We start from the raw sequence: 20,438 nt of genomic DNA, 5'->3' as shown, positions 1-20,438 counted from the left end.
AAACTACTGTTTTGGCCGAGTCACAGACTTGGCCCGATAACCACTGACCTCGTCACCTGCATTAGGGCTTAAACGCCATGTATCAATCAAAGACAGTAATGAAAAAACTGCAACAGCAATAAATGTCCAATGAAAATCTGACAGTGTGGGTTCCTGATGCTCAAAAATAAACATAAAGCCACGCAAAATCAAAGCAGCAAGTGCAATCCCCATGGCTAAACTGATCTGAAAAAACAAACTAAATTGCGTGGTTGCATAACGTTTATCTTGTGGTAAAACATCGGCAAAGCTTAATGAGTTATAGCAGGTAAATTGTAATGAACGACTTAAGCCACTTAAAAACATACAAATCATCATAACCCAGTGCGGTGTATCTACGGTAAACCATGCACACACAGCAATACTACAAGCCCCAATAACTGCATTGACCAATAAAATATTACGAAACCCAAACATTTGCATGAGTGTGGTCGTAAACGGTTTCATAAGTAAGTTACCCAGAAAAACAGCCAAAATGAGTAGCCCTGCTTGTAAAGCAGATAAACCTAAGGCTTCTTGGAACATCAAAGGCAATAAAAATGGCAATGCACTCATAGCAATACGTGCCACTGAACCACCGATAATACTGGCAGAAAAGGTTTCTTGTTTAAAGGCATCAAACTTTAATAGTGGAGCCTCTGAACGGCGCATATACAATACAGAAACCGTAAACAAAAGTGCTCCAAAAATAACCAACCCTAAATAGCTCACAGCATTGCTAATTTCCTGACCAATACGCTCCATACCATAGACGACACTGGCACAGGCCATGGCCAACAAAGCAAAACCAGCCCAATCAAATGGTGCTAAGTCCTCATTTTTCTCATTGTCTAATAACTTTAAACTGGCCCAAATGGCAACCAAGCCCAAAGGTACATTAATATAGAAAATCCATTGCCAAGACAGTTGGGTTACGATTAGCCCCCCTAAAGCAGGGGCAATCACAGGGGCAATTAAACCCGGCCAAGTAATATAAGCAATCACTTTGACCAAATGCTCTTTAGGCGCTAAACGCATAGCCACTAAGCGACCAACAGGCACCATCATTGCACCACCAATGCCTTGTAATGCACGAGCAAAGGTAAATACTGATTTTGTTTGACTAAGCGCACATAAAATAGAGGCCAAAACAAATAAAATAATGGCCGTCACAAAAATACGCCGTGCGCCATAGCGCTCTGCTAACCAACCACTGACAGGTATAAATACCGCCACAGCCACTAAATATACCGTTAAACCAATATTTAAATTAATGGGTGCAACACGAAATGTATCTGCCATTGCAGGCAATGCGGTCACAATAATGGTGGCATCTAAGTTTTCCATAAAAAATGTCAATGCAACCAACAGTGCCGTATATTTTATTTTTTGCTCTTGCACAAAAAATCACCTATCTTGACTATAATCACGACTACCAAATAAAGCCGTGCCAACACGTACTAACGTTGCACCAGCTTCTACAGCAGGCAACAAATCACTCGACATACCCATACTTAAGGTATCCCATGACTTCAACATTGGATACCGAGTAGCCACCTCACGAAACAATTTTTGTGTTTGAAAAAAAGCCTCGGAATTGTTCGGAGCAGGAATCACCATCAACCCCCTTAAATGAAGATGTGGTAGATGCTGTATTTTTTCAACCATTGCCATGACATCTTGAGGGTCACAACCATCTTTACTATCTTGACCATCAATATTCACTTGTATACAAATATTTAGTGCAGGCATCTCCTCAGGACGTTGATCTGACAGCCTTTGGGCAATAATCAAACGGTCAACACCGTGTACCCATGCAAAATGAGTGGCAATCAGCTTGGTTTTATTACGTTGCACATGGCCAATAAAATGCCACTGTATCTCTAAATCTTGCAATGCATCTATTTTTGCACATGCTTCTTGTAAATAATTCTCACCAAATGCACGCTGACCCAGTGCATACATGGCCCGTATAGCATCATGACTATGTGTTTTAGACACCGCAAGTAAATCTACCTGATCACTCCGATGTGCTGTGTCACATGCATTTTGAATCTGCTGTAACACCTGATTTCTAGCTTGAGAAAAATCATACATGATAAAAACTCTAAGTATTTTTAAGCTTTTTTAATAAAGCATTAGTCTGAGGTCAATAAAGTCGTTATCATTCTATAAAAATAATGTTCCAAAAGACATGGCCTTGGGGGAAATATGGACATTACTGAGCTACTCGCTTTTTCAGTAAAAAACAAAGCATCTGATTTACATTTATCATCGGGTTTACCACCGATGATTCGAGTCGACGGTGATGTCAGACGCATTAATTTACCAGCCTTAAGTCATAAAGAAGTTTATCAATTAATATATGACATTATGACAGATAAACAACGCCAAGACTTTGAAGAAAATTTAGAAACTGACTTTTCTTTTGAAATTCCTAATTTAGCACGCTTTCGTGTCAATGCATTTAACCAAAACCGTGGTGCAGGTGCGGTATTTCGAACCATTCCATCAAAGATTTTATCATTGGAGCAACTGGGTTTAGGTGCAATCTTCCAAAAAATATGTGACTTCCCTCGTGGTCTAGTCTTGGTTACAGGGCCAACAGGTTCAGGAAAATCAACGACTTTGGCGGCCATGCTTGACTACATCAACCAAACACGATTTGATCATATCTTAACCATTGAAGACCCGATTGAATTTGTACACCAGCCTCAAAAATGCTTAATCAACCAACGTGAAGTACATAGAGATACTTTTAGTTTTAATAATGCGCTACGTTCAGCTTTACGTGAAGACCCAGATATTATTTTAGTTGGGGAAATGCGTGACTTAGAAACCATTCGTTTGGCTTTAAGTGCAGCTGAAACAGGCCATTTAGTTTTTGGTACGCTACATACCACATCTGCAGCCAAAACCATTGACCGTATTGTCGATGTGTTCCCTGCCGAAGAAAAAGACATGGTTCGCTCTATGCTATCAGAGTCATTACAGGCTGTCATTTCTCAAGCACTTTTGAAAAAAAATGGCGGTGGTCGTGTTGCCGCACATGAAATTATGTTGGGTATTCCATCTATTCGAAACTTAATTCGTGAAAATAAAATTGCACAAATGTACTCTTCTATTCAAACCAATGCAGGCATTGGTATGTCAACATTAGACCAAAGCTTAAAGAGCTTGGTACAAAAAAATATGATTAGTAAAGAGGCTGCACGTACTGCTGCTAAAAACCCAGATGCATTTGTTTAAAGGTAGATGATCATTTTATGAATTTTAATGATTTACTCCAAATCATGAGCGATAAAAAGGGCTCAGATTTATTTATTACAGCTGACCTTGAACCACTGATGAAAGTCAATGGACAACTCGTTCCACTTGCTCGAACCAAAATGAGTGCTGAGCTGATTCGTCAACTTATCCATTCCATCATGAATGAAAAGCAACGTGCTGAATTTAAGGAAACAAAAGAATGTAACTTTGCCATTACCAGTGGTGCAGATGGTCGCCGTTTCCGCGTCAGTGCATTTTACCAACGTGATATGCCTGGCATGGTCATCCGCCGCATTGAGAATGTCATTCCTTTAACAGATGAACTCAAACTGCCGCCCGTACTCAAAAAACTGATTATGGAAAAACGTGGCATTATTTTATTTGTAGGTGGTACAGGTACAGGAAAATCGACCTCTTTAGCCTCTTTAATTGGCCATCGTAACCGCAGTAGTCACGGACATATTATTACCATTGAAGACCCTGTCGAGTTCATTCACCAACATGCAGGTTGTATTATTACACAGCGTGAAGTGGGCATAGATACACAGTCTTTTGAGGTCGCACTTAAAAACACCCTACGACAAGCCCCAGATGTGATTTTAATTGGCGAAATTCGTACCACAGAAGTTATGAACTATGCTCTAAACTTTGCAGAAACGGGCCACTTGGTGTTAGCGACCATGCATGCAAACAACGCCAATCAGGCCATTGACCGTATTGTGAACTTCTTTGACAGCGAACGACACCATCAAATTCAAATGGACTTATCTTTAAATCTTAAAGCCATTGTTGCACAGCAACTTATTCCAACAATAGACAAAAAGTCTCGCCGTGCTGCCATTGAAATTTTGATTAATAGTCCACTCATTGCAGAATATATCCGCAAAGGACAAATTAATCAGATTAAAGAGATTATGACAAAGTCTAGAGAACTTGGCATGCAAACCTTTGATATGTCACTGCTTGATTTGTACCACGAAGGGGCAATTTCTTATGAGGATGCACTGAAACATGCAGATGCACCAAATGATTTAAGACTAAAAATCAAGCTCTCTGGTGAAGCCCAACCTGAAACAGCATCACATACGCTGTTATCTATTCATGAGTAAATAAATCGTGTTTTAAATGAAAGGGCTCTTTTACCCTTTCATTTAACTTTGTTGCTTTTATGTATATCTTACTTCTTACGTGAAGCGTCTTGACACTCTTGGTCACTACAAAAACCATATAAGTTTAATGAGTGGCCTGTTAGTGTAAAGCCAAATTTTTTCGCCACTTCATGCTGTTCATTTTCAATCAGATCATTACTAAACTCGAGCACTTTATTACAATTTTGGCAGACTAAATGGTCATGATGGCTATCTTGCATAATCTCAAAAACAGAATGATTGTTTTCAAAATTAAGACGTTGCACAATACCTACAGCCTCAAATTGAGTAAGTACACGATATACTGTTGCAAGGCCAACATCTTCGCCTTGGTCTAATAAAGTCTTATAAATATCTTCCGCACTTAAGTGATGTGGCTTAGACGTTTCAAGTAATTCCAAGATTTTAATTCTTGGCAAAGTAACTTTCAGCCCTGCTTTACGTAGATCTTGATTTGAAATGGCCATAAAGAGTCTCTCAACTATTTTGAAGTAGTAATATGCAATAGGGTTTAGATGCAGTATGATCTATGATTGGATGAAATGCATCAAAATTGATTTGGATAGTGTAGCAAAATGCAAAAAATTATTTTGACGACTTTACTCGTCAGTTCAATGCTCGGTGGTTGTGTTTATAAAATAGATATTCCGCAAGGAACACCACTTACAAAAACATTGGCATCTCAAGTGCAACCTGGTATGACTTACCAACAGGTACGTTTCTTACTTGGTAGCCCTACAATTGCCGACCCACTTAACCCACTGCGTTGGGATTATATTTACAACTATATTCCTGGCACATATGCGAAAAAAGCGAAAATTGCTGAAGCGAAAGGCCAACACCTTAAAATTTACTTCAACAACTCAGGTGTTGTTAGTCGCATCGAAGGCTTAGACAGCATTCCCAATACTCAACCGGGTCTGCCTGCTGCAAAAGAAACATTGTAAATACACCTTAATTTTAATAACTTTCAGCCAACTTAGTCAAAGAAAACCCCCAAATATGGGGGTTTTTCTTTCTGTTACAACTATCGTTTAAAACGATTGCTTGTTTTTCACGCTTTAACTTTCAGTGGATTTTGTTTTGCACGATTTCTACGAATATCTTTTGGGTTAATCGTGAGCGGTCTATAAATTTCTACCCGATCGCCCACGTTTAATATATGCGTTAAATCTGAGACTTTTTCACCAAAAATTCCAACACTCAGCGGTACTGTAATCTGTGCTTTGTGCATAATTTGGCTTGCATCTATCGCATCTTGAACACTCATACCTTGTTCAAAGTTTACTTTTATATAATACTGCTGAGCCTCGCCCGCATACGCCACCCATACAACATTCATTTAGAAACGACCCATCAATACCGCAACAATCGCCACAACAATACTTAATGGTGCAACAATACGTACAGCGATACGCCAAAGGTTATAGTACATTTCACTGCTAAAGTTCAGCACTTTACGCAAGTGACTAATTTTCATAATCCATCCTGCAAACACACTGTATAGCAAGCAACTCACAAGCCCCCATAACACCAATACCATATTAAATACGCCATGTGCATGTGGAACAACCCAAATCAGTAATGCCCCGAGTAAAACAGCATATGCCACGATCAAGTGAATGTTGCGTTCGATTAGCTGCTGCTTAGCAAGCTGTAACAACCATGCAGCTGCAAAAATAACAGCAACTAAAAGTGTCAACGCAGGCACTTGAGCACGTATGGTAAAAAATCCAAAAACAACTACAGCCAGAACTTGCGCGAGCCATACAGGAATAACCAACTGACTGGCACGCTCTGTAGTTAGCACCTGTTGTATACTTGTTTGAGCATAAATACCTAAACCTAAACCACCAGCAACTAAAGCAAGAACTGTTGCACTACCCCATTCAGAAAAGACAATTTCAGTATTGTGCCAAGCCAACGGCTCATAACCAAACAGATAACTGCTCAACAATGAAATCAGTACCGCCACTGTACTTATAACAGCAAGCCATACTCTTGGTAAAAATGACAGTAAGACAGCAACAATCGCTAAGATTAGAAAAACCAACTCTGTACGTACAGGAACTGCTACAAATTGAGTCACTAAGTGATAACTATTGCTCAGCATTGCCCCTGCAAGAAATGGAATAAATATCACAGATAACCAACCTACAATTCGCCACTGTAAAGAGGCATCTGCCTCTCTGGTTAAGGTCATAAGTGCATTTAATATACTGGTCTTAGCACGTTTTACTAAGGCATATTCCAAATAAGTCAAAGGTAAAGATACAACTAAAACCACCAATAACCACAATAGCCAAAAATCAAATTGACGATCAATTTGAAATCCAAACACTGGTGCTAAACTTGTAATGAGCATCAATGACATACAAAATGCAAGTAACGGCGACAACCATCGAGACATGAGTCTGTCCTGTATCTAAATTATTTAAAAATGATACGCTATTTTGCCTTTCTCATCGAAGAAAATCAAAGTTTGTTGTTTGGTCATGGTTGTATTGGTATTTTCTCTATAAAATTATGAAAAAAAGCGTGCTAGCCAACCTTTTTTCTTTTGCTTTTCCTGAATCAATTGATTCATATTATCTTTTACTGCACCCACATAATCTGCATCATCATGTTTAATATGATTAATTAACCACTTGGTGAGCACCTGATATAAATCCTCTTCAACGGTTTCACCTTGTAAAAAACGTAATCGATAGTCTTCAATTTTTTTAATAAATAAATCATGTACTTTTTTATGTGGCACACTAAATTGGTAACCAGCTTCTTCTTGTAAGCTTTCTTCAAAAGTAAAATGAGATTGTGTGTAGTCAATAATATTATCCAAAATATCTTTAATTTTTTCACGATCATGTGTAAAGCAGACTTCATCTATATCATTAATGTAGTGCAGGATTCTTTTGTGTTGCTCATCAATTACATCTATACCTGTGTCAAAATCTGTACTCCAAGAAACTTTCATTATTTCCCCTATTTTTTAATATGTATGATTATGTGAAATGTATGATATAGAATTATAGATTATTGAAAAATAACAAAAAAATCCGACTACTTTAGTTGGGTTACTAAATATTTGAATTTGCTATTATTACTTAAAAAGTAGAGTAAAAGAATCAAGTATTATTTAATCAAACCGTCATATCATTGAAAGGAATTTCACCTGCTATAGATCATAAAATCTTGTTATTCTTAGGTAAATATTATTGTAATTCTAAACAAAGCATCACAAACCGTGGCGAAATCATTCAGCGATTTTAAATGTACTTTTCTATATGAAACATGATTCCTTCGTATCTGTACTACTTCATTCATTCATCTATTTTCTATGACTAAAACCCACGCTCGTACAAACAACATCTTAGATCAAGCATTCATTTACAATAGAAAAAATATGTGTAGGTTTTAAAAGCTGTCTTTATTCGAACTTAATTCTGCTAAATCACCATGCATTTATAAAATAAAAGAGGGCATCTATATATAAGATACCCTCTTTTAAAACTAAAATAAGTAATGCTTTGTATTAAAGATGCGAAGCCACTTAGTAAATATCTGCTTGAGTAATACGACGTAAGGACGGATCTTTAGCTTCACGCACCAAACGATCAATATATGTTTGTGCTGTTTTAATTAAATAACCACCTTGAAATAAAATCAGCTCACCAGGTTTAAAGGCTGTCCACACTTCATCTGTTAATGGTTCTGTAGTCACAACAGCAACTCTATCTTCAGGCGTGGTCACTTTACTAAAGTCAATTTCCACATCTAAATCGACCAATCTTGCTAACCCAAATGGATAACCACGAACCGTCCAACTGAGTTTAGTCACAGCATAGCTAAATAATGCATCACCATTCGAAAGACAAAAATTAAATGTACCAAACTCAGAAATTTCTGGAGCAATTTCCTCTAGCACAGCAAATACTTCTTCTACTTTTGGCTCTTTATAACCAAAATGCTCAACCAAACGGTCTAACAAGTAGCAAAATGCAAGTTCACTGTCGGTATTGCCAATAGGCGTAAAGCGACCACTGAGTTCAGGTTCAAACTCATGTAAATCACCATTGTGTGCAAATAACCAATGTCTGCCCCATAGTTCACGTACAAATGGATGCGAGTTTTGAAAAGTCACTTGGCCTTGTGTTGCTTTACGAATATGAGCAATCACATTTTTTGATTTAATTGGATAGTTACGAATTAACTCACCAATTGGCGACTGTATTGCCGATTTATTATCTACAAACAAACGACATGCTCGGTCTTCAAAAAAACCGATTCCAAAACCATCGCAGTGATCTGAGGTGATCCCTGCACGTTGTGAAAATCCTTTAAAAGAAAAGGTCACATCTGTGGGTTCAGCACAATTAATTCCGAGGAGTTGGCACATGGCGTTTACTTACATCGTTGACTTATCTAATACTGTTATAATTTAGCCCACTGCCTTAATCTTGTAAATGAGTTTTTATATTGTTCTTTATTCATTTTTCGAATAAAGAATCTAAAATATCAAATAGTTTTTATTTATCAGATAATTAAAATACTCATTTCACATTAAAACTCCACATTAAAAACATCAAATTTTACATATTTATTAAAAAATGAGATCTACCACTACATTATTCAGGTCAACACACGGTAAAAAATTTATGTCTACCGTGTGTTTTTAATATAAAAAACTTATTTATGCCCTAAGCGGTTAGAAATAAGCGTACCTACACCGTGGTCAGTAAATACTTCCAATAACGTTGCATGTGGCACACGACCATCAACAATATGTGCGCTGACGACACCACCTTTTACAGCATCTAATGCACAGCCCACTTTAGGAATCATTCCCCCATAAATAACGCCTGTTTCAATTAAACAATCGACTTCTTGTGTTGTTAAACCAGTTAAGAGCTCTTTATTTTGATCTAATACACCACTAATGTTAGTCAGTAAAATCAGCTTTTCAGCACCTAAAGCCTCAGCCACTTTACCTGCCACTAAGTCTGCATTAATGTTATAGGTGTCGCCATGTTCATCTACCCCTAAAGGTGCAATCACAGGAATAAAATCGCCTTGGGTAAACATCTCGAGTACATCGGTTTTTACACCAACCACTTCACCAACCATACCCAAATCAATTTTTTCTATCGAACCATTGGCAGTTTTCTTTTCCATCAGCAGTTTTTGTGCATGTAAAAGATTACCATCTTTACCTGTTAAACCAATGGCGCGACCACCATGTTGGTTAATCAAGTTCACAATCGATTTATTGACGCTTCCACCAAGCACCATTTCAACCACTTCCATCGTGGCTTTGTCTGTTACACGCATGCCATCTATACGGTCAGACTCTTGTCCCAATTTTTTAAGCAGTGCATCAACTTGTGGGCCACCACCATGTACAACGATCGGATTTAGTCCAACCGTTTTCAGCAATACAATGTCTCTTGCAAATGAGCTTTCTAATTCTGGGTCTGTCATGGCATTGCCACCGTACTTAACCACGAGAGTCTTACCCGCAAAGCGTTGAATGTACGGTAATGCTTCTGTTAAAACATGTGCTTTATCTAAGCCTGTATGTTGATGTGCCATCATCTGTCCTTCTTTAAGTCTGTTTTTATATCAAGCCACTAATGTGCTTGTAAAATATGGGCCGCAATACATGGGTAGTCTGCCAAAAATACTGCTGAAAAAGTCGCTTTTATCTCATCAAGCACAACTGAATTAATCGCATCAAAACGTACTGTTAAATACTCACCTGTATTTGATGCCCGTATAATGCCAAAGCCGTGTGCAAAGTCTAATCGAATCCCGTCAATTTCTGTCAGTTTTGCCTGTGTATTGTGGCCATAAGATTGCTTAAAATGTTTGAGCAATGTTTGTGCAGGTACACCTGTCGTTGCAATATAAGTGTCTTCAGTAAAACAACGCTCTGGATAATCTACAAAAAGAGCTGAAAGCGTCATAGGCGACCTTTGCGTGAGGTATTCCATTAAACGCAGTCCTGCATATAGGCCATCATCATACCCTAAGCCACGACCATCATTAAAGACATAATGCCCTGCGTACTCACCGCCAAAGACAGCCTTTGGATGCTCTGCCAAATAACGGCGTAAAAATGTGCTACCTGTGCGAAGCATGGTGGCTGTCCCACCATAATGCTGTGCCACCTGCGTAATCATATTGGCACATTTGACATCAAAGACAATTTCTTGCTGTGGATACTGCTTTAAACACATTTCAGCAAATACACACATGAGTTGGTCGGGGCTAATAATACTGGCCGTTTCATCAACCACCACCAAGCGGTCACCATCGCCATCTAATGCCAAACCAATATCTGCCCCATGTTGCTTCACAGCCTCACACAACAATGTGAGATGCTGTTTTTTTGAAGGGTCAGGAGCGTGATCTGGAAAGTCGCCATTGGCATCACAACGTAGTGCAATGACCTGACAACCTAAAGTCGTTAAAATTGCTTTAGCATACTGACCTGCCGCACCGTGCATACCATCAACCACCACAATGAGTGCTTTTTCTAGCCGAATATCATGTGCTAACTGTGTTAGATATGCCTGTGCTGATGGTATTTCAACCTTCTTAGACAGATCAACCATTGGTAATGTCACATCAGATAGATACTGCTGTTTTGCTAAGTGAGCAATGTTTTGTATGTCTTGTGGTGTGGGGGGTGATCTATGACTGAGCCACTTAATCCCATGATCTGTTTTAGGATTATGGCTCGCAGTGAGCATAATGCCTGATCCTGTTTTGGTGAGTTTCTGTGCCATAAAGTACATATATGGCGTAGAACAACAGCCAAGTGCTGTCACATGTATGTTTTGCTGCGCCAAAATGTGCTGTATATAAGTGGCATATCGTTTTCCGTCATGCCGTGCATCATATCCTAAAACAATATGCTCAATCTGTTGTGTTTTGAGTTGTATGGCAAAAGCTCGTGCAATAGCGACGAGTACATTTAAGCGTAGATCTGACAAACGCCCACGTATGTCGTAGGCTCTAAAAATATGTGCAGGAAAGTCTTGTTGTGTTAACTGCATGTTTTGGCTTAACTATTTTAATATCATGCTAAATTGTCATCATTTATGTGATGATTGTAAATATTTTTCTACATAAAATTAAAAATGCTTAAAAAACCCTATAGATAGATTTACCTATAGGGCTTGTACTTATTGCTGACCTGTATGGCCAAAACCACCTTCACCACGTAAAGTTGCAACAAATTCAGTCACTTGCTCAAACTCTGCTTGCACCACAGGCACAAGTACGTATTGTGCCAAACGCTCACCTGGTTCTAAAGTAAATGCCGTTTGACCACGATTCCATACCGAAATCATTAACTCGCCTTGATAATCTGAGTCAATTAAACCCACTAAATTACCCAAAACAATGCCGTGTTTATGGCCTAAACCCGAACGTGGTAAAATCAGACCTGCAAACTGTGGGTCTGCAATATAAATAGATAGACCTGTTTTAATCAGTACCGTTTGTCCTGCTTCAATGGTCATGGCTTCATCTATACATGCACGTAAGTCTAAACCTGCCGAACCTTGTGTGGCATAGTTTGGCAATGGCCACGTGTCACCCAAACGAGGGTCTAAAATTTTCACTTGAACTTTCATGGATTTTTCCTTGCACTCATTAATGTTTGTGTTTCAACATACTGCGTAAATTTTCTAAGTAGGTTTTGGCTTGTTCTTTCGGATCTACATGTTGCTGCAATTTCTTTTTACGCCCAAGCCAATGAATATCATCTTGTGGTAATTCATCTAAAAAGCGACTGGCCGTCATTTGTTTCATTTGACCACCTGCTTTGCGTTGCTCGGCTAAAGTTAAAGTGAGGCCTTGTCTTGCTCGAGTAATTCCCACATACATTAAACGGCGTTCTTCCTCTATGGTTTCAGCCGCAATTGAGTTTTTATGTGGCAATAGCTCTTCTTCTAAACCAATCATATATACATACGGAAACTCAAGACCTTTTGCCGCATGCAACGTCAGTAAATTGACTTTGTCGGTGTCTTCTTCCTCTTGCTGTTGTTCGAGTAAATCAAGCAACACCATTTTACGAATCACACTTTCAATGTTTTTATCATCGACATTTTCAGCACGGTTAATCAAACTTTGAATACTGGTATACAGTGTTTCAATGTTATCTAACTTGGTTTTTTCTTGTGCAGGGGTTGCCGCTTGCTCTCGCACGTAGTCGATGTAACCTGTTTCCGTAATCATCTGCCGTATGATTGGCACAGGGTTGTCATCTTCAAGTAACTCACGGGTATACTTTTGCATAAAATCAGAAAATTCAAACAAATGTGAGCAAATTTTCTTAGACAAGACCATCGCTAAACGTTGGTCACCTGCAGCCATAAGCAACGACAAATGGTTTTCTTGGGCAAATAGACCAATTTTCTCTAAAGTCACAGGCCCTATTGAGCGTTTTGGCGTGTTAATAATACGTAAAAATGCACTGTCATCTTCTGGGTTAATAATCAGACGTAAGTAGCTCATAATGTCTTTAATTTCGCTACGAGCAAAGAAAGACGTACCGCCTGAAAGTTTATACGGAATTTGCAGTTGGCGTAATTGCGTTTCTAAAATACGTGCCTGAAAGTTCCCCCGATACAGTACGGCGTAATCTTTCCAACTTTTACCATTCATCAATTTATGGGTAATAATGTCTTGTGCCACACGCTCTGCTTCATCGTCATCATTACGGCAGGTAATAATACGAATCTCTTCGCCATGACCTTTATCACTCCATAATTTTTTATCAAAAATATGCGGGTTATTTCCAATCACATGGTTGGCTGCTTTTAAAATACGACTGGTTGAACGGTAGTTTTGTTCGAGTTTAATCACATTTAAATTGGGAAAATCTTCTTTAAGTAGTCCCATATTTTCAGGTTTTGCACCACGCCATGCATAAATCGACTGGTCATCATCGCCCACCGCAGTGAATTGCCCCATCACACCAACCAAAAGCTTGACTAAAATATACTGTGCCGTGTTGGTGTCTTGATATTCATCGACCAATAAATAACGTACACGGTTTTGCCATTTATCTCGCACTTCGGCATTTTCTTGTAATAAGCGCGTTGGTAAGACAATCAAGTCATCAAAATCGACCGCATTGTAAGCACGTAAGTTACGCTCATAGAGTTGGTACAAGTAGGCAAAGCGAACATCTTCTTCCGTTTCACAAGTTTGATGGGCTTGTTCTGGAATAATTAAGTCATTTTTCCAATCAGATATTTTTTTCATGACTTTAGCAATCAGCTCTTTGCTTTCAGCCCCTGACAAATTATCTTGATGCATCAAGTCCATTAAAATACGTTTGCAATCATCTGCATCTAAAATAGAAAAATTATTTTTAAGCGGTAAATGTTTTAGTTCTAAGCGTAATAAATTTAAGCCAAAGGTATGGAATGTAGATACAGACAAGCCTTTTGCTTCTTCTTTTGATAATAACTTGCCCACCCGTTCTTTCATTTCTCGGGCAGCTTTATTGGTAAAGGTCATGGCCGTAATACGATGGGCAGGAATACGACAATTTTGGACCAAATGTGCAATTTTACGGGTAATCACCGAAGTCTTGCCTGAGCCTGCACCTGCAAGCACCAACAGTGGGCCTTGCGTGTATTTCATTGCTTCAAGCTGCTTGTCGTTAAGTTGACTTGCTGATGACATGTGCATTCTCTTCGCCAATTGGAGCATGATTATAGTCATGTCATGATTATATTTCTAATACTTCTCAACTAGAGTGTTTAAAATATGAGTCAATTTACGACGTGAACTCAACAGCACCTGTGCAACACGTCTGATAATATTTAACTTTATACTTTCAAGCTCGGTTATTTTTTGAGAACATAAACCTTAAAGCTGTGCTTATTTTTTGCCCAACCAAATGAACCATTAAGCCAAACATCGTGACTCCCGAGCCTAACCACTGCCATGAATTTAATGTTTCATTTAAAAACAAATAGGCAAACCCCATACTTATTACCGGCACCCAAAGCGACAGCGGACTAATTTTAGCAGCCAAATAACGTGTTAATAAATCATTCCATAAGCCATAACCAATAATCGTAGCAAAATAGGCCAGAAAAGCTACAGCAAAAAAACCTTTCCAAGATATTGCTGTCCAATCTAAAAGAATGCCTTGCCAACCATGATCATGAAAAGCAAACAGGAAAAACCAAAGTGGTGTAAATAGATTGCCCCAAACCACTAAACCAATAGAGTCAACCTGACCGATACGCTTCACCACAATATTACCAATAGCCCATGACAGTGCAGAACCCATCACCAATAGTAGCCCAACTAAAGGAACATGGCTGTGTTGCTGACCAAGTGCAATCAATGCCAGTCCCAAAGCTGCTATTATTATAGCAAGCCATTGGTTCCATGATGTATTTTCATTGAAAACAAATGCCGCAATCATTACAGTAAAAAAGGCTTGAGACTGAACAACCAAAGCAATTAAACCTGTTGGCATTCCTGTTGCTATAGCACTAAACATAAAAGAAAACTGTGAAAAATTGCTAATGAAACCGTATAATAAAAGCCACTTCCAACCGATTTTCGGCATACTGATAAAAAAAATGGCAGGAAGTAAAACTAAGATATAACGCAGACAGCCTAACATCATTGGGCTCATTTCACTGATACCCACTTTCATAAAATAAAAATTGATACCCCAAATAAAAACCACAGTTAAAGCGGCTAGCTTATCTTTGAGTAACATGAGAATAATCATCCTAGGTAGGTTTTTAAAACTGTATTGCGACCTGACCTATTTAAGCAGGTCGCTTAAAAATTAGAGTTTGTTATATGTTGTAGGAAAACGAGCATCATATTTTGGCTGGCTTTTGCTTTTTACGCAGTTTAAATAACTCAATAGAATGACGAATCATAAAAATACAGAAGATGATGAGCGCACTGGCAATACCAAACCAAAATGCTTTTTGCAGACTAGGAATAAATGCCATGGCAATAAAGATACAAAGCATGCCAATGATGGCAACATAACTGAGATAAGGAAAACACCACATTTTTATTTTTAAGCGTTCAGGTGCAACGTGCTCTAAATGACGTCTTAAACGAATTTGTGAACATGCAATGATAATATAAACAAAAAGTGCAACCGTACCATAAGACTCTACCAAGAAAGAGAACACGCCATCTGGAGAAAAATAAGATGCAAGTATTGAGCAATAACCAAATACAGTACATATCAAGATAGCCCGTACAGGTACTCCTTTTTTAGAGAGTTTAGTTAAACTACGTGGCGCATCCCCATTTTTTGTTAAAGCGAATAGCATACGGCTTGCTGCATATACACCAGAGTTTAAGCAACTTAATACAGCCACCAAAATGACAGCATTCATTATATCAGCAACATAAGGAATATTAAGAACCTTTAAGGCACTCACATAAGGCGTTGCAATCTCAGGACTATTCCATGGCACGATACAGATTACAAGAAAAATAGAGCAAACATAAAAGATAAGAACCCGACTGATGACAGATTTAGTGGCTTTGGCTACAGACTCTTCTGGATTTTCCGATTCTGCCGCTGCAATTGTGACAATCTCTGCACCAAAATAAAATGCTGTGGCTGATACAGCCCCAGATAACACCGGCCCCCAACCATTTGGCATAAATCCACCGTGACTCAGTAGTTCACCAAACCCTGAAGTAGTATGATTTGGCCACAAACCGAATACATAGATACTGCATAGGAATATAAATGTAATAATTGCTGCTATTTTTATTGATGAAAACCAAAACTCAAACTCACCAAATGATTTAACAGAAAATAGGTTTGTTGCTGTTAAGATGGATAAAAATATGAGGCTAACGATCCACTGTGGTTCATCTGGTAACCAATACCCAACGAGTTTCGCCCCCACAATAGCCTCTAAACCAATGACAATAACCCAAAAATACCAGTACATCCAACCCGTCATAAAACCTGCGAGTCGAGATAAAAATGGGGAGTCTCGAAAAGCATAGCGTGCATAGCTATAAAATGAACCTGTCACTTGCGATGCCGTCGCGAGCTCACCTAACATACGCATGACTAATATAATAATAATACCTGTGATCAAAAACGAGAGGATTGCAGCAGGCCCAGCCGATTGAATAACCACCGAACTGCCTACAAATAATCCCATTCCAATGACACCACCTAGAGCCATCATTTTCACATGGCGAGGTTTGAGCGTGTTTTTTAAATCTTGATTTGAGTGATACATGATGAATTCCCCTATATTTATTATCATTGTGCTATATCAAAATAAGATGTTATTTAGATCACTTCATCTGTTAGGTAATACCAACGGTATAAAAGTGCCTGTCCTACTCTTCGAAATGGTCTAAATAAATGTGAAGGTAATGGCGACTGATATATGGGTAAATCGAACTGTGGATGCTCAACGCCCATAACACGCTCTGCTAAGCGACGTCCCGCCATTGCAGAAAATGAAACACCATTTCCACCATAACCTATAGCGTAAAAAATGCTTTCATCAGGGTTTGGTTGTACAATTCTAGGCATCATATCGTGACTGACATCGACCCAACCCCACCACGAATGTGCGATTGGGATATTACGCAAACTCGGAAATTTACGGTAAAGCCCTTCTTTTAAGCGTTCTAGATGAATTGGATTGCTGGCATCTGCTCCATTAAGCGCACTACGACTACCACATTGCATGGAACCATCGGGTAACAAGCGGTAATAATGGCGTAAAGTGCGAGTATCTGTAATAAATGTGGTGCTGTGTAATCCTGCTTCGGCACGTTCAGTTTTAGTTAACGGTCTGGTCACCAATGAATTAGATAGAATGGGCATAATTTTTCCAGATAAACTCGGATGCAAGCCATTAGGCGTGTAACCACCTGTTGCAACAGCTACACGCTTTGCTTTAACGACCCCATAAGGTGTCGTTAAATAGTGAATACCTTGATGCGTTTCCCAACTTAAAACAGGAGTAGATGTGTGAACTTTGGCACCCGCTGCACGTGCACGTTTTAAATAACCAAAAGCCAGTTTAAGGGGATGTACTCCAATACCATCTGGTTCAAGTAAAGCACCTGTGGCTTCTTGATCGGCAACATATTCCTCATGCAATTGTTCGCGACTAAGCATACGTGTCTTATAACCAAAGACCTCTTTCATGACTTTGGCTTCATTTTCCAAAAATGCCATTTTTTTAGCACGATGTGCAATGTACAAATGCCCCCCATCTTGTGCATCGCATTGAATACTACTGACCAAATCTTTGAAATAGTCGAACCCTTCACGAATTTCAGTATCTAGCCGTTTAGCCGTATCAAGCCCCCACTTATCAATCCATTGCGAACGATATAAACGTCCAGAAGCATTTTGTCCTTGTCCACCATTACGGCTTGTACACCCCCATGCACTACGATTGGCCTCGAGAACCAAAGGCGCTGCCCCAAATTTTTCAGCCAAGGTTAATGCAGTCGACAGACCCGTAAATCCGCCACCAATAATCACAATATCAGCAACGATATCCCCTTTTAACGGTCCATCATCCTCAGGAGGTGTACCTGCTGTGGCGACCCAATAAGTTGGGGCATATTGTTCATTTCCTTGTAAAATTTTATCTGTTAATGGATCAAACTTTGCATTGTATTCTCTATAATCTTGATGATTTGTTTTTTTGCCAATATTTGGATTAGTATTTAAATGTTGAATGTATTGATTCACAAGAAAACTCCTTAAGGCATATTTTTTACAGGACGATTTTTACGAAATGCATTTTTCAGAAGAATTTTTCCATCTTTAAAGTGAAAAATATCAACCATATTGGCTTCTATCATCCCTCCATCTGCTGTGGTTGCCATAAAAGTGCTTTCTGAAACACCATAGTTACCATCTGCACTAATCCAGTGTTTGGCATTTCTCCACTGAGCATCTGGAAACGTTTTAAATGTGTTGCTAAATACTTCACGAACAGCATCAGCTCCAACAATGCCCGTACCATGAACATCGTCACCAGCAACTGTTTCAAAACGACAATTGACATGCATACAGTTCATCAATTGCTCTACATCATGGGCGTTCCAAGCTTGTGAAAATGTATCGAGTAGTTGTAAAAGTGTGTTTTGGTTCATGGATCATCTCAAGAACTATTTGATTAAATGAAATGTACAAAAATAGATTATGATGACGTAGTACCAGAAATGCTTTTTCTATAGATCCACCAAAAAATACACATAAACACATGATGTTATTGATTTATTTCTTAAATATTGAGATTGGAATAACTTTTGCTTTATCTATATAAAGCATGAATCAAGGAAAATATTGTAATTATCCCTGTTTATGCACCAGTTTGATTGTTTCGGATCCAAAATGAATCAAAAAATGCACTGAGAAAACATCATGGCCTATCCAGCTTCAGTAAATATTTGGAAATTATTGTTTAATCAAACTGAAAAAAGTGGGTTGAATTTTCAAGGGCGTATCTGCCGTATGATGTTTTCTGCTTTAGTCGATGGACATTTACGTTCAGGTATGGCTGTTCCTTCAAGCCGTGAGCTAGCTAAGTTGATCGGCGTAGGAAGAAATACCGTCACCATTGCCTATCAACAATTAGTAGAAGAGAGAATTTTAGAGTCGCGTCAACGATGTGGGCACTTTGTCCATCCCCATTTTTATGTAGATAGCAGTGAAAATAAAACCATAAAAACCACATCCAAAACAACCAGTTGGGTGAAGCGGTTCTGCTTCCAACCATCACAACAGCGTAATCTCATTAAACCAAGTGACTGGAGTAAATACCCTTATCCATTTATTTATGGCCAACCGGACCCTGAAAGCTTTCCTGCTACTGCCTGGCGTGAGTGTTCAATAAAAGCGTTATCAGCACGAGATGCTTCTATCTGGGCTCAAGATCTTACCCAACAAGGAGATGATCCATATTTAATTAATGCCATTCGTCAACATATTTTACCAACCAGAGGTATTGTTGCACATGAAGATGAAATTTTACTGACTGTGGGGAGTCAACACGCATTGTATATGTTGGCAGCTTTACTGATGCGTTCAGAACATTTTATTGGTATAGAAGACCCTGGTTATCCAGATGCTCGAAATATTTTTATGCTACACAGTCAAAATATTGTGGCACTTCCCGTAGACCACGAAGGGATTATTTTCTCTAAAGAAGCACAACAATGTGATTACCTCTATGTTACACCTGGTCGACAATGCCCAACAGGTGGAACGCTATCTCCACAACGTCGTCAACATTTGCTTCGACAAGCTGAGGAATACGAAAGCATTATTATTGAAGATGAATATGATGCACAAATCTTAGTCGAAAATACCACTATTCCTGCTTTAAAAAGTCTAGATCGTCATGGTCGTGTTGTTTATGTAGGTAGCCTATCTAAACCACTAGCACCAGGACTCCGCCTTGGTTACATTGTAGCAGCACCAGAGTTAATTGATGAGCTCCGCCATTTACGCCGCCTAATGGTTCGTCACCCAAATGTATTTAATCAGCGTGTATTTGCTTTTTTTATAGATCAAGGGTATTACCACAGCATGTTAAGACGACAGTTTTTATTACATAAAAAACGTGCTGAGGTGTTATTGAAAGCCTTAGCACAATATTTGCCAACATGGCATATCTATACATTTAATGGTGGTTCAGCATGTTGGCTTGAAGCACCTATGAATATCAACACCAGCATGTTGGCTCAATATGCTGCTAACCGAGGTGTCTTCATTGAAGCTGGTGAATCTTTCTTTTTACATGATCAGCAACGTAAAAATTTTTTACGTTTAGGTTTTGGTTCTATTGCTTTAGACAAAATTAATCAAGGCATTGAAGAATTGTCTAAAGCTGTGAATGAGTACCATATGTACAATTAATGAAGGTAAACCTACATTTGGTTTTGATATCATTCCATAAATAGACCATTCAATCCACTTTTATACCTGAG

At 38.7% G+C, this 20,438-nt stretch carries 19 protein-coding genes; 4 read left to right on the top strand and 15 right to left on the bottom strand.

Features of this window, described 5'->3' with window-relative positions:
• Positions 1–3: 3 nt before the first annotated feature.
• Positions 4–1,419 (bottom strand): MFS transporter, encoded by a 1,416-nt coding sequence (locus tag I2F31_RS10325; RefSeq protein WP_195769261.1) that lies wholly within the window; start codon positions 1,417–1,419, stop codon positions 4–6.
• A 6-nt stretch (positions 1,420–1,425) separates the two neighbouring features.
• Positions 1,426–2,115, bottom strand: a complete 690-nt coding sequence (locus tag I2F31_RS10320; protein WP_195769260.1) for a YggS family pyridoxal phosphate-dependent enzyme — start codon at positions 2,113–2,115, stop codon at positions 1,426–1,428.
• A gap of 114 nt (positions 2,116–2,229) precedes the next feature.
• Between I2F31_RS10320 and I2F31_RS10315 the strand changes: the two genes are divergently transcribed.
• Complete coding sequence (locus tag I2F31_RS10315; RefSeq protein WP_195769259.1) at positions 2,230–3,267, top strand: type IV pilus twitching motility protein PilT; 1,038 nt, start codon at positions 2,230–2,232, stop codon at positions 3,265–3,267.
• Positions 3,268–3,284: 17 nt separating this feature from the next.
• Positions 3,285–4,397: a PilT/PilU family type 4a pilus ATPase gene (locus I2F31_RS10310; RefSeq protein ID WP_195769257.1), complete on the top strand. Its 1,113-nt coding sequence runs from the start codon at positions 3,285–3,287 to the stop codon at positions 4,395–4,397.
• Positions 4,398–4,465: 68 nt separating this feature from the next.
• Here the strand turns inward: I2F31_RS10310 and fur are convergent, their stop codons facing one another.
• Positions 4,466–4,903, bottom strand: coding sequence for a ferric iron uptake transcriptional regulator (gene fur / locus I2F31_RS10305; protein ID WP_092747768.1), 438 nt, complete (start codon positions 4,901–4,903; stop codon positions 4,466–4,468).
• A gap of 108 nt (positions 4,904–5,011) precedes the next feature.
• On the opposite strand from fur, the gene I2F31_RS10300 reads away from it, so the two are divergent.
• The gene (locus I2F31_RS10300) at positions 5,012–5,383 is read left to right on the top strand and encodes an outer membrane protein assembly factor BamE (protein WP_195769256.1); all 372 of its coding nucleotides are present in this window, start codon (positions 5,012–5,014) and stop codon (positions 5,381–5,383) included.
• A 107-nt stretch (positions 5,384–5,490) separates the two neighbouring features.
• Here the strand turns inward: I2F31_RS10300 and I2F31_RS10295 are convergent, their stop codons facing one another.
• From I2F31_RS10295 to I2F31_RS10240, 12 genes are all read right to left on the bottom strand, one after another.
• Positions 5,491–5,778 carry an RnfH family protein gene (locus I2F31_RS10295; protein ID WP_195769255.1) on the bottom strand — a complete coding sequence of 96 codons (288 nt, stop codon included), beginning with the start codon at positions 5,776–5,778 and terminating at the stop codon, positions 5,491–5,493.
• Positions 5,779–6,846, bottom strand: coding sequence for a hypothetical protein (locus I2F31_RS10290; protein WP_213014865.1), 1,068 nt, complete (start codon positions 6,844–6,846; stop codon positions 5,779–5,781). It abuts the gene before it with no gap.
• A gap of 114 nt (positions 6,847–6,960) precedes the next feature.
• Positions 6,961–7,410, bottom strand: coding sequence for a bacteriohemerythrin (locus I2F31_RS10285; RefSeq protein WP_195769253.1), 450 nt, complete (start codon positions 7,408–7,410; stop codon positions 6,961–6,963).
• A 576-nt stretch (positions 7,411–7,986) separates the two neighbouring features.
• Complete coding sequence (locus tag I2F31_RS10280) at positions 7,987–8,832, bottom strand: class II glutamine amidotransferase (protein WP_195769252.1); 846 nt, start codon at positions 8,830–8,832, stop codon at positions 7,987–7,989.
• Between the two features lie 290 nt (positions 8,833–9,122).
• Entirely contained in the window at positions 9,123–10,028 is a 906-nt protein-coding gene (gene argB / locus I2F31_RS10275) for an acetylglutamate kinase (RefSeq protein WP_195769251.1), read from the bottom strand.
• 35 nt (positions 10,029–10,063) lie between these two features.
• Positions 10,064–11,494: a phosphomannomutase/phosphoglucomutase gene (locus tag I2F31_RS10270; RefSeq protein WP_195769250.1), complete on the bottom strand. Its 1,431-nt coding sequence runs from the start codon at positions 11,492–11,494 to the stop codon at positions 10,064–10,066.
• Positions 11,495–11,623: 129 nt separating this feature from the next.
• Complete coding sequence (gene dut, locus I2F31_RS10265; protein ID WP_195769249.1) at positions 11,624–12,076, bottom strand: dUTP diphosphatase; 453 nt, start codon at positions 12,074–12,076, stop codon at positions 11,624–11,626.
• A gap of 19 nt (positions 12,077–12,095) precedes the next feature.
• The gene (locus tag I2F31_RS10260) at positions 12,096–14,141 is read right to left on the bottom strand and encodes a UvrD-helicase domain-containing protein (RefSeq protein ID WP_195769248.1); all 2,046 of its coding nucleotides are present in this window, start codon (positions 14,139–14,141) and stop codon (positions 12,096–12,098) included.
• Between the two features lie 154 nt (positions 14,142–14,295).
• Positions 14,296–15,198, bottom strand: a complete 903-nt coding sequence (locus I2F31_RS10255; protein WP_195769247.1) for an EamA family transporter — start codon at positions 15,196–15,198, stop codon at positions 14,296–14,298.
• A gap of 106 nt (positions 15,199–15,304) precedes the next feature.
• Positions 15,305–16,711 (bottom strand): amino acid permease, encoded by a 1,407-nt coding sequence (locus I2F31_RS10250; RefSeq protein ID WP_195769246.1) that lies wholly within the window; start codon positions 16,709–16,711, stop codon positions 15,305–15,307.
• 53 nt (positions 16,712–16,764) lie between these two features.
• Positions 16,765–18,153, bottom strand: a complete 1,389-nt coding sequence (locus I2F31_RS10245) for an NAD(P)/FAD-dependent oxidoreductase (protein ID WP_323127578.1) — start codon at positions 18,151–18,153, stop codon at positions 16,765–16,767.
• A 50-nt stretch (positions 18,154–18,203) separates the two neighbouring features.
• Positions 18,204–18,599: a nuclear transport factor 2 family protein gene (locus tag I2F31_RS10240; protein ID WP_195769244.1), complete on the bottom strand. Its 396-nt coding sequence runs from the start codon at positions 18,597–18,599 to the stop codon at positions 18,204–18,206.
• A gap of 271 nt (positions 18,600–18,870) precedes the next feature.
• Here I2F31_RS10240 and pdxR point away from each other — a divergent pair, with 271 nt between their 5' ends.
• On the top strand, positions 18,871–20,367 hold the full coding sequence (gene pdxR / locus I2F31_RS10235; RefSeq protein ID WP_195773857.1) for a MocR-like pyridoxine biosynthesis transcription factor PdxR: 1,497 nt from the start codon (positions 18,871–18,873) through the stop codon (positions 20,365–20,367).
• Positions 20,368–20,438 lie beyond the last annotated feature (71 nt).

Origin of the sequence: Acinetobacter rathckeae (assembly GCF_015627125.1) — a bacterium.
Lineage (GTDB): Bacteria > Pseudomonadota > Gammaproteobacteria > Pseudomonadales > Moraxellaceae > Acinetobacter > Acinetobacter rathckeae.
The sequence above is the reverse complement of the archived record's forward strand: the minus strand, read 5'-3'. Positions and strand labels throughout refer to the sequence as shown.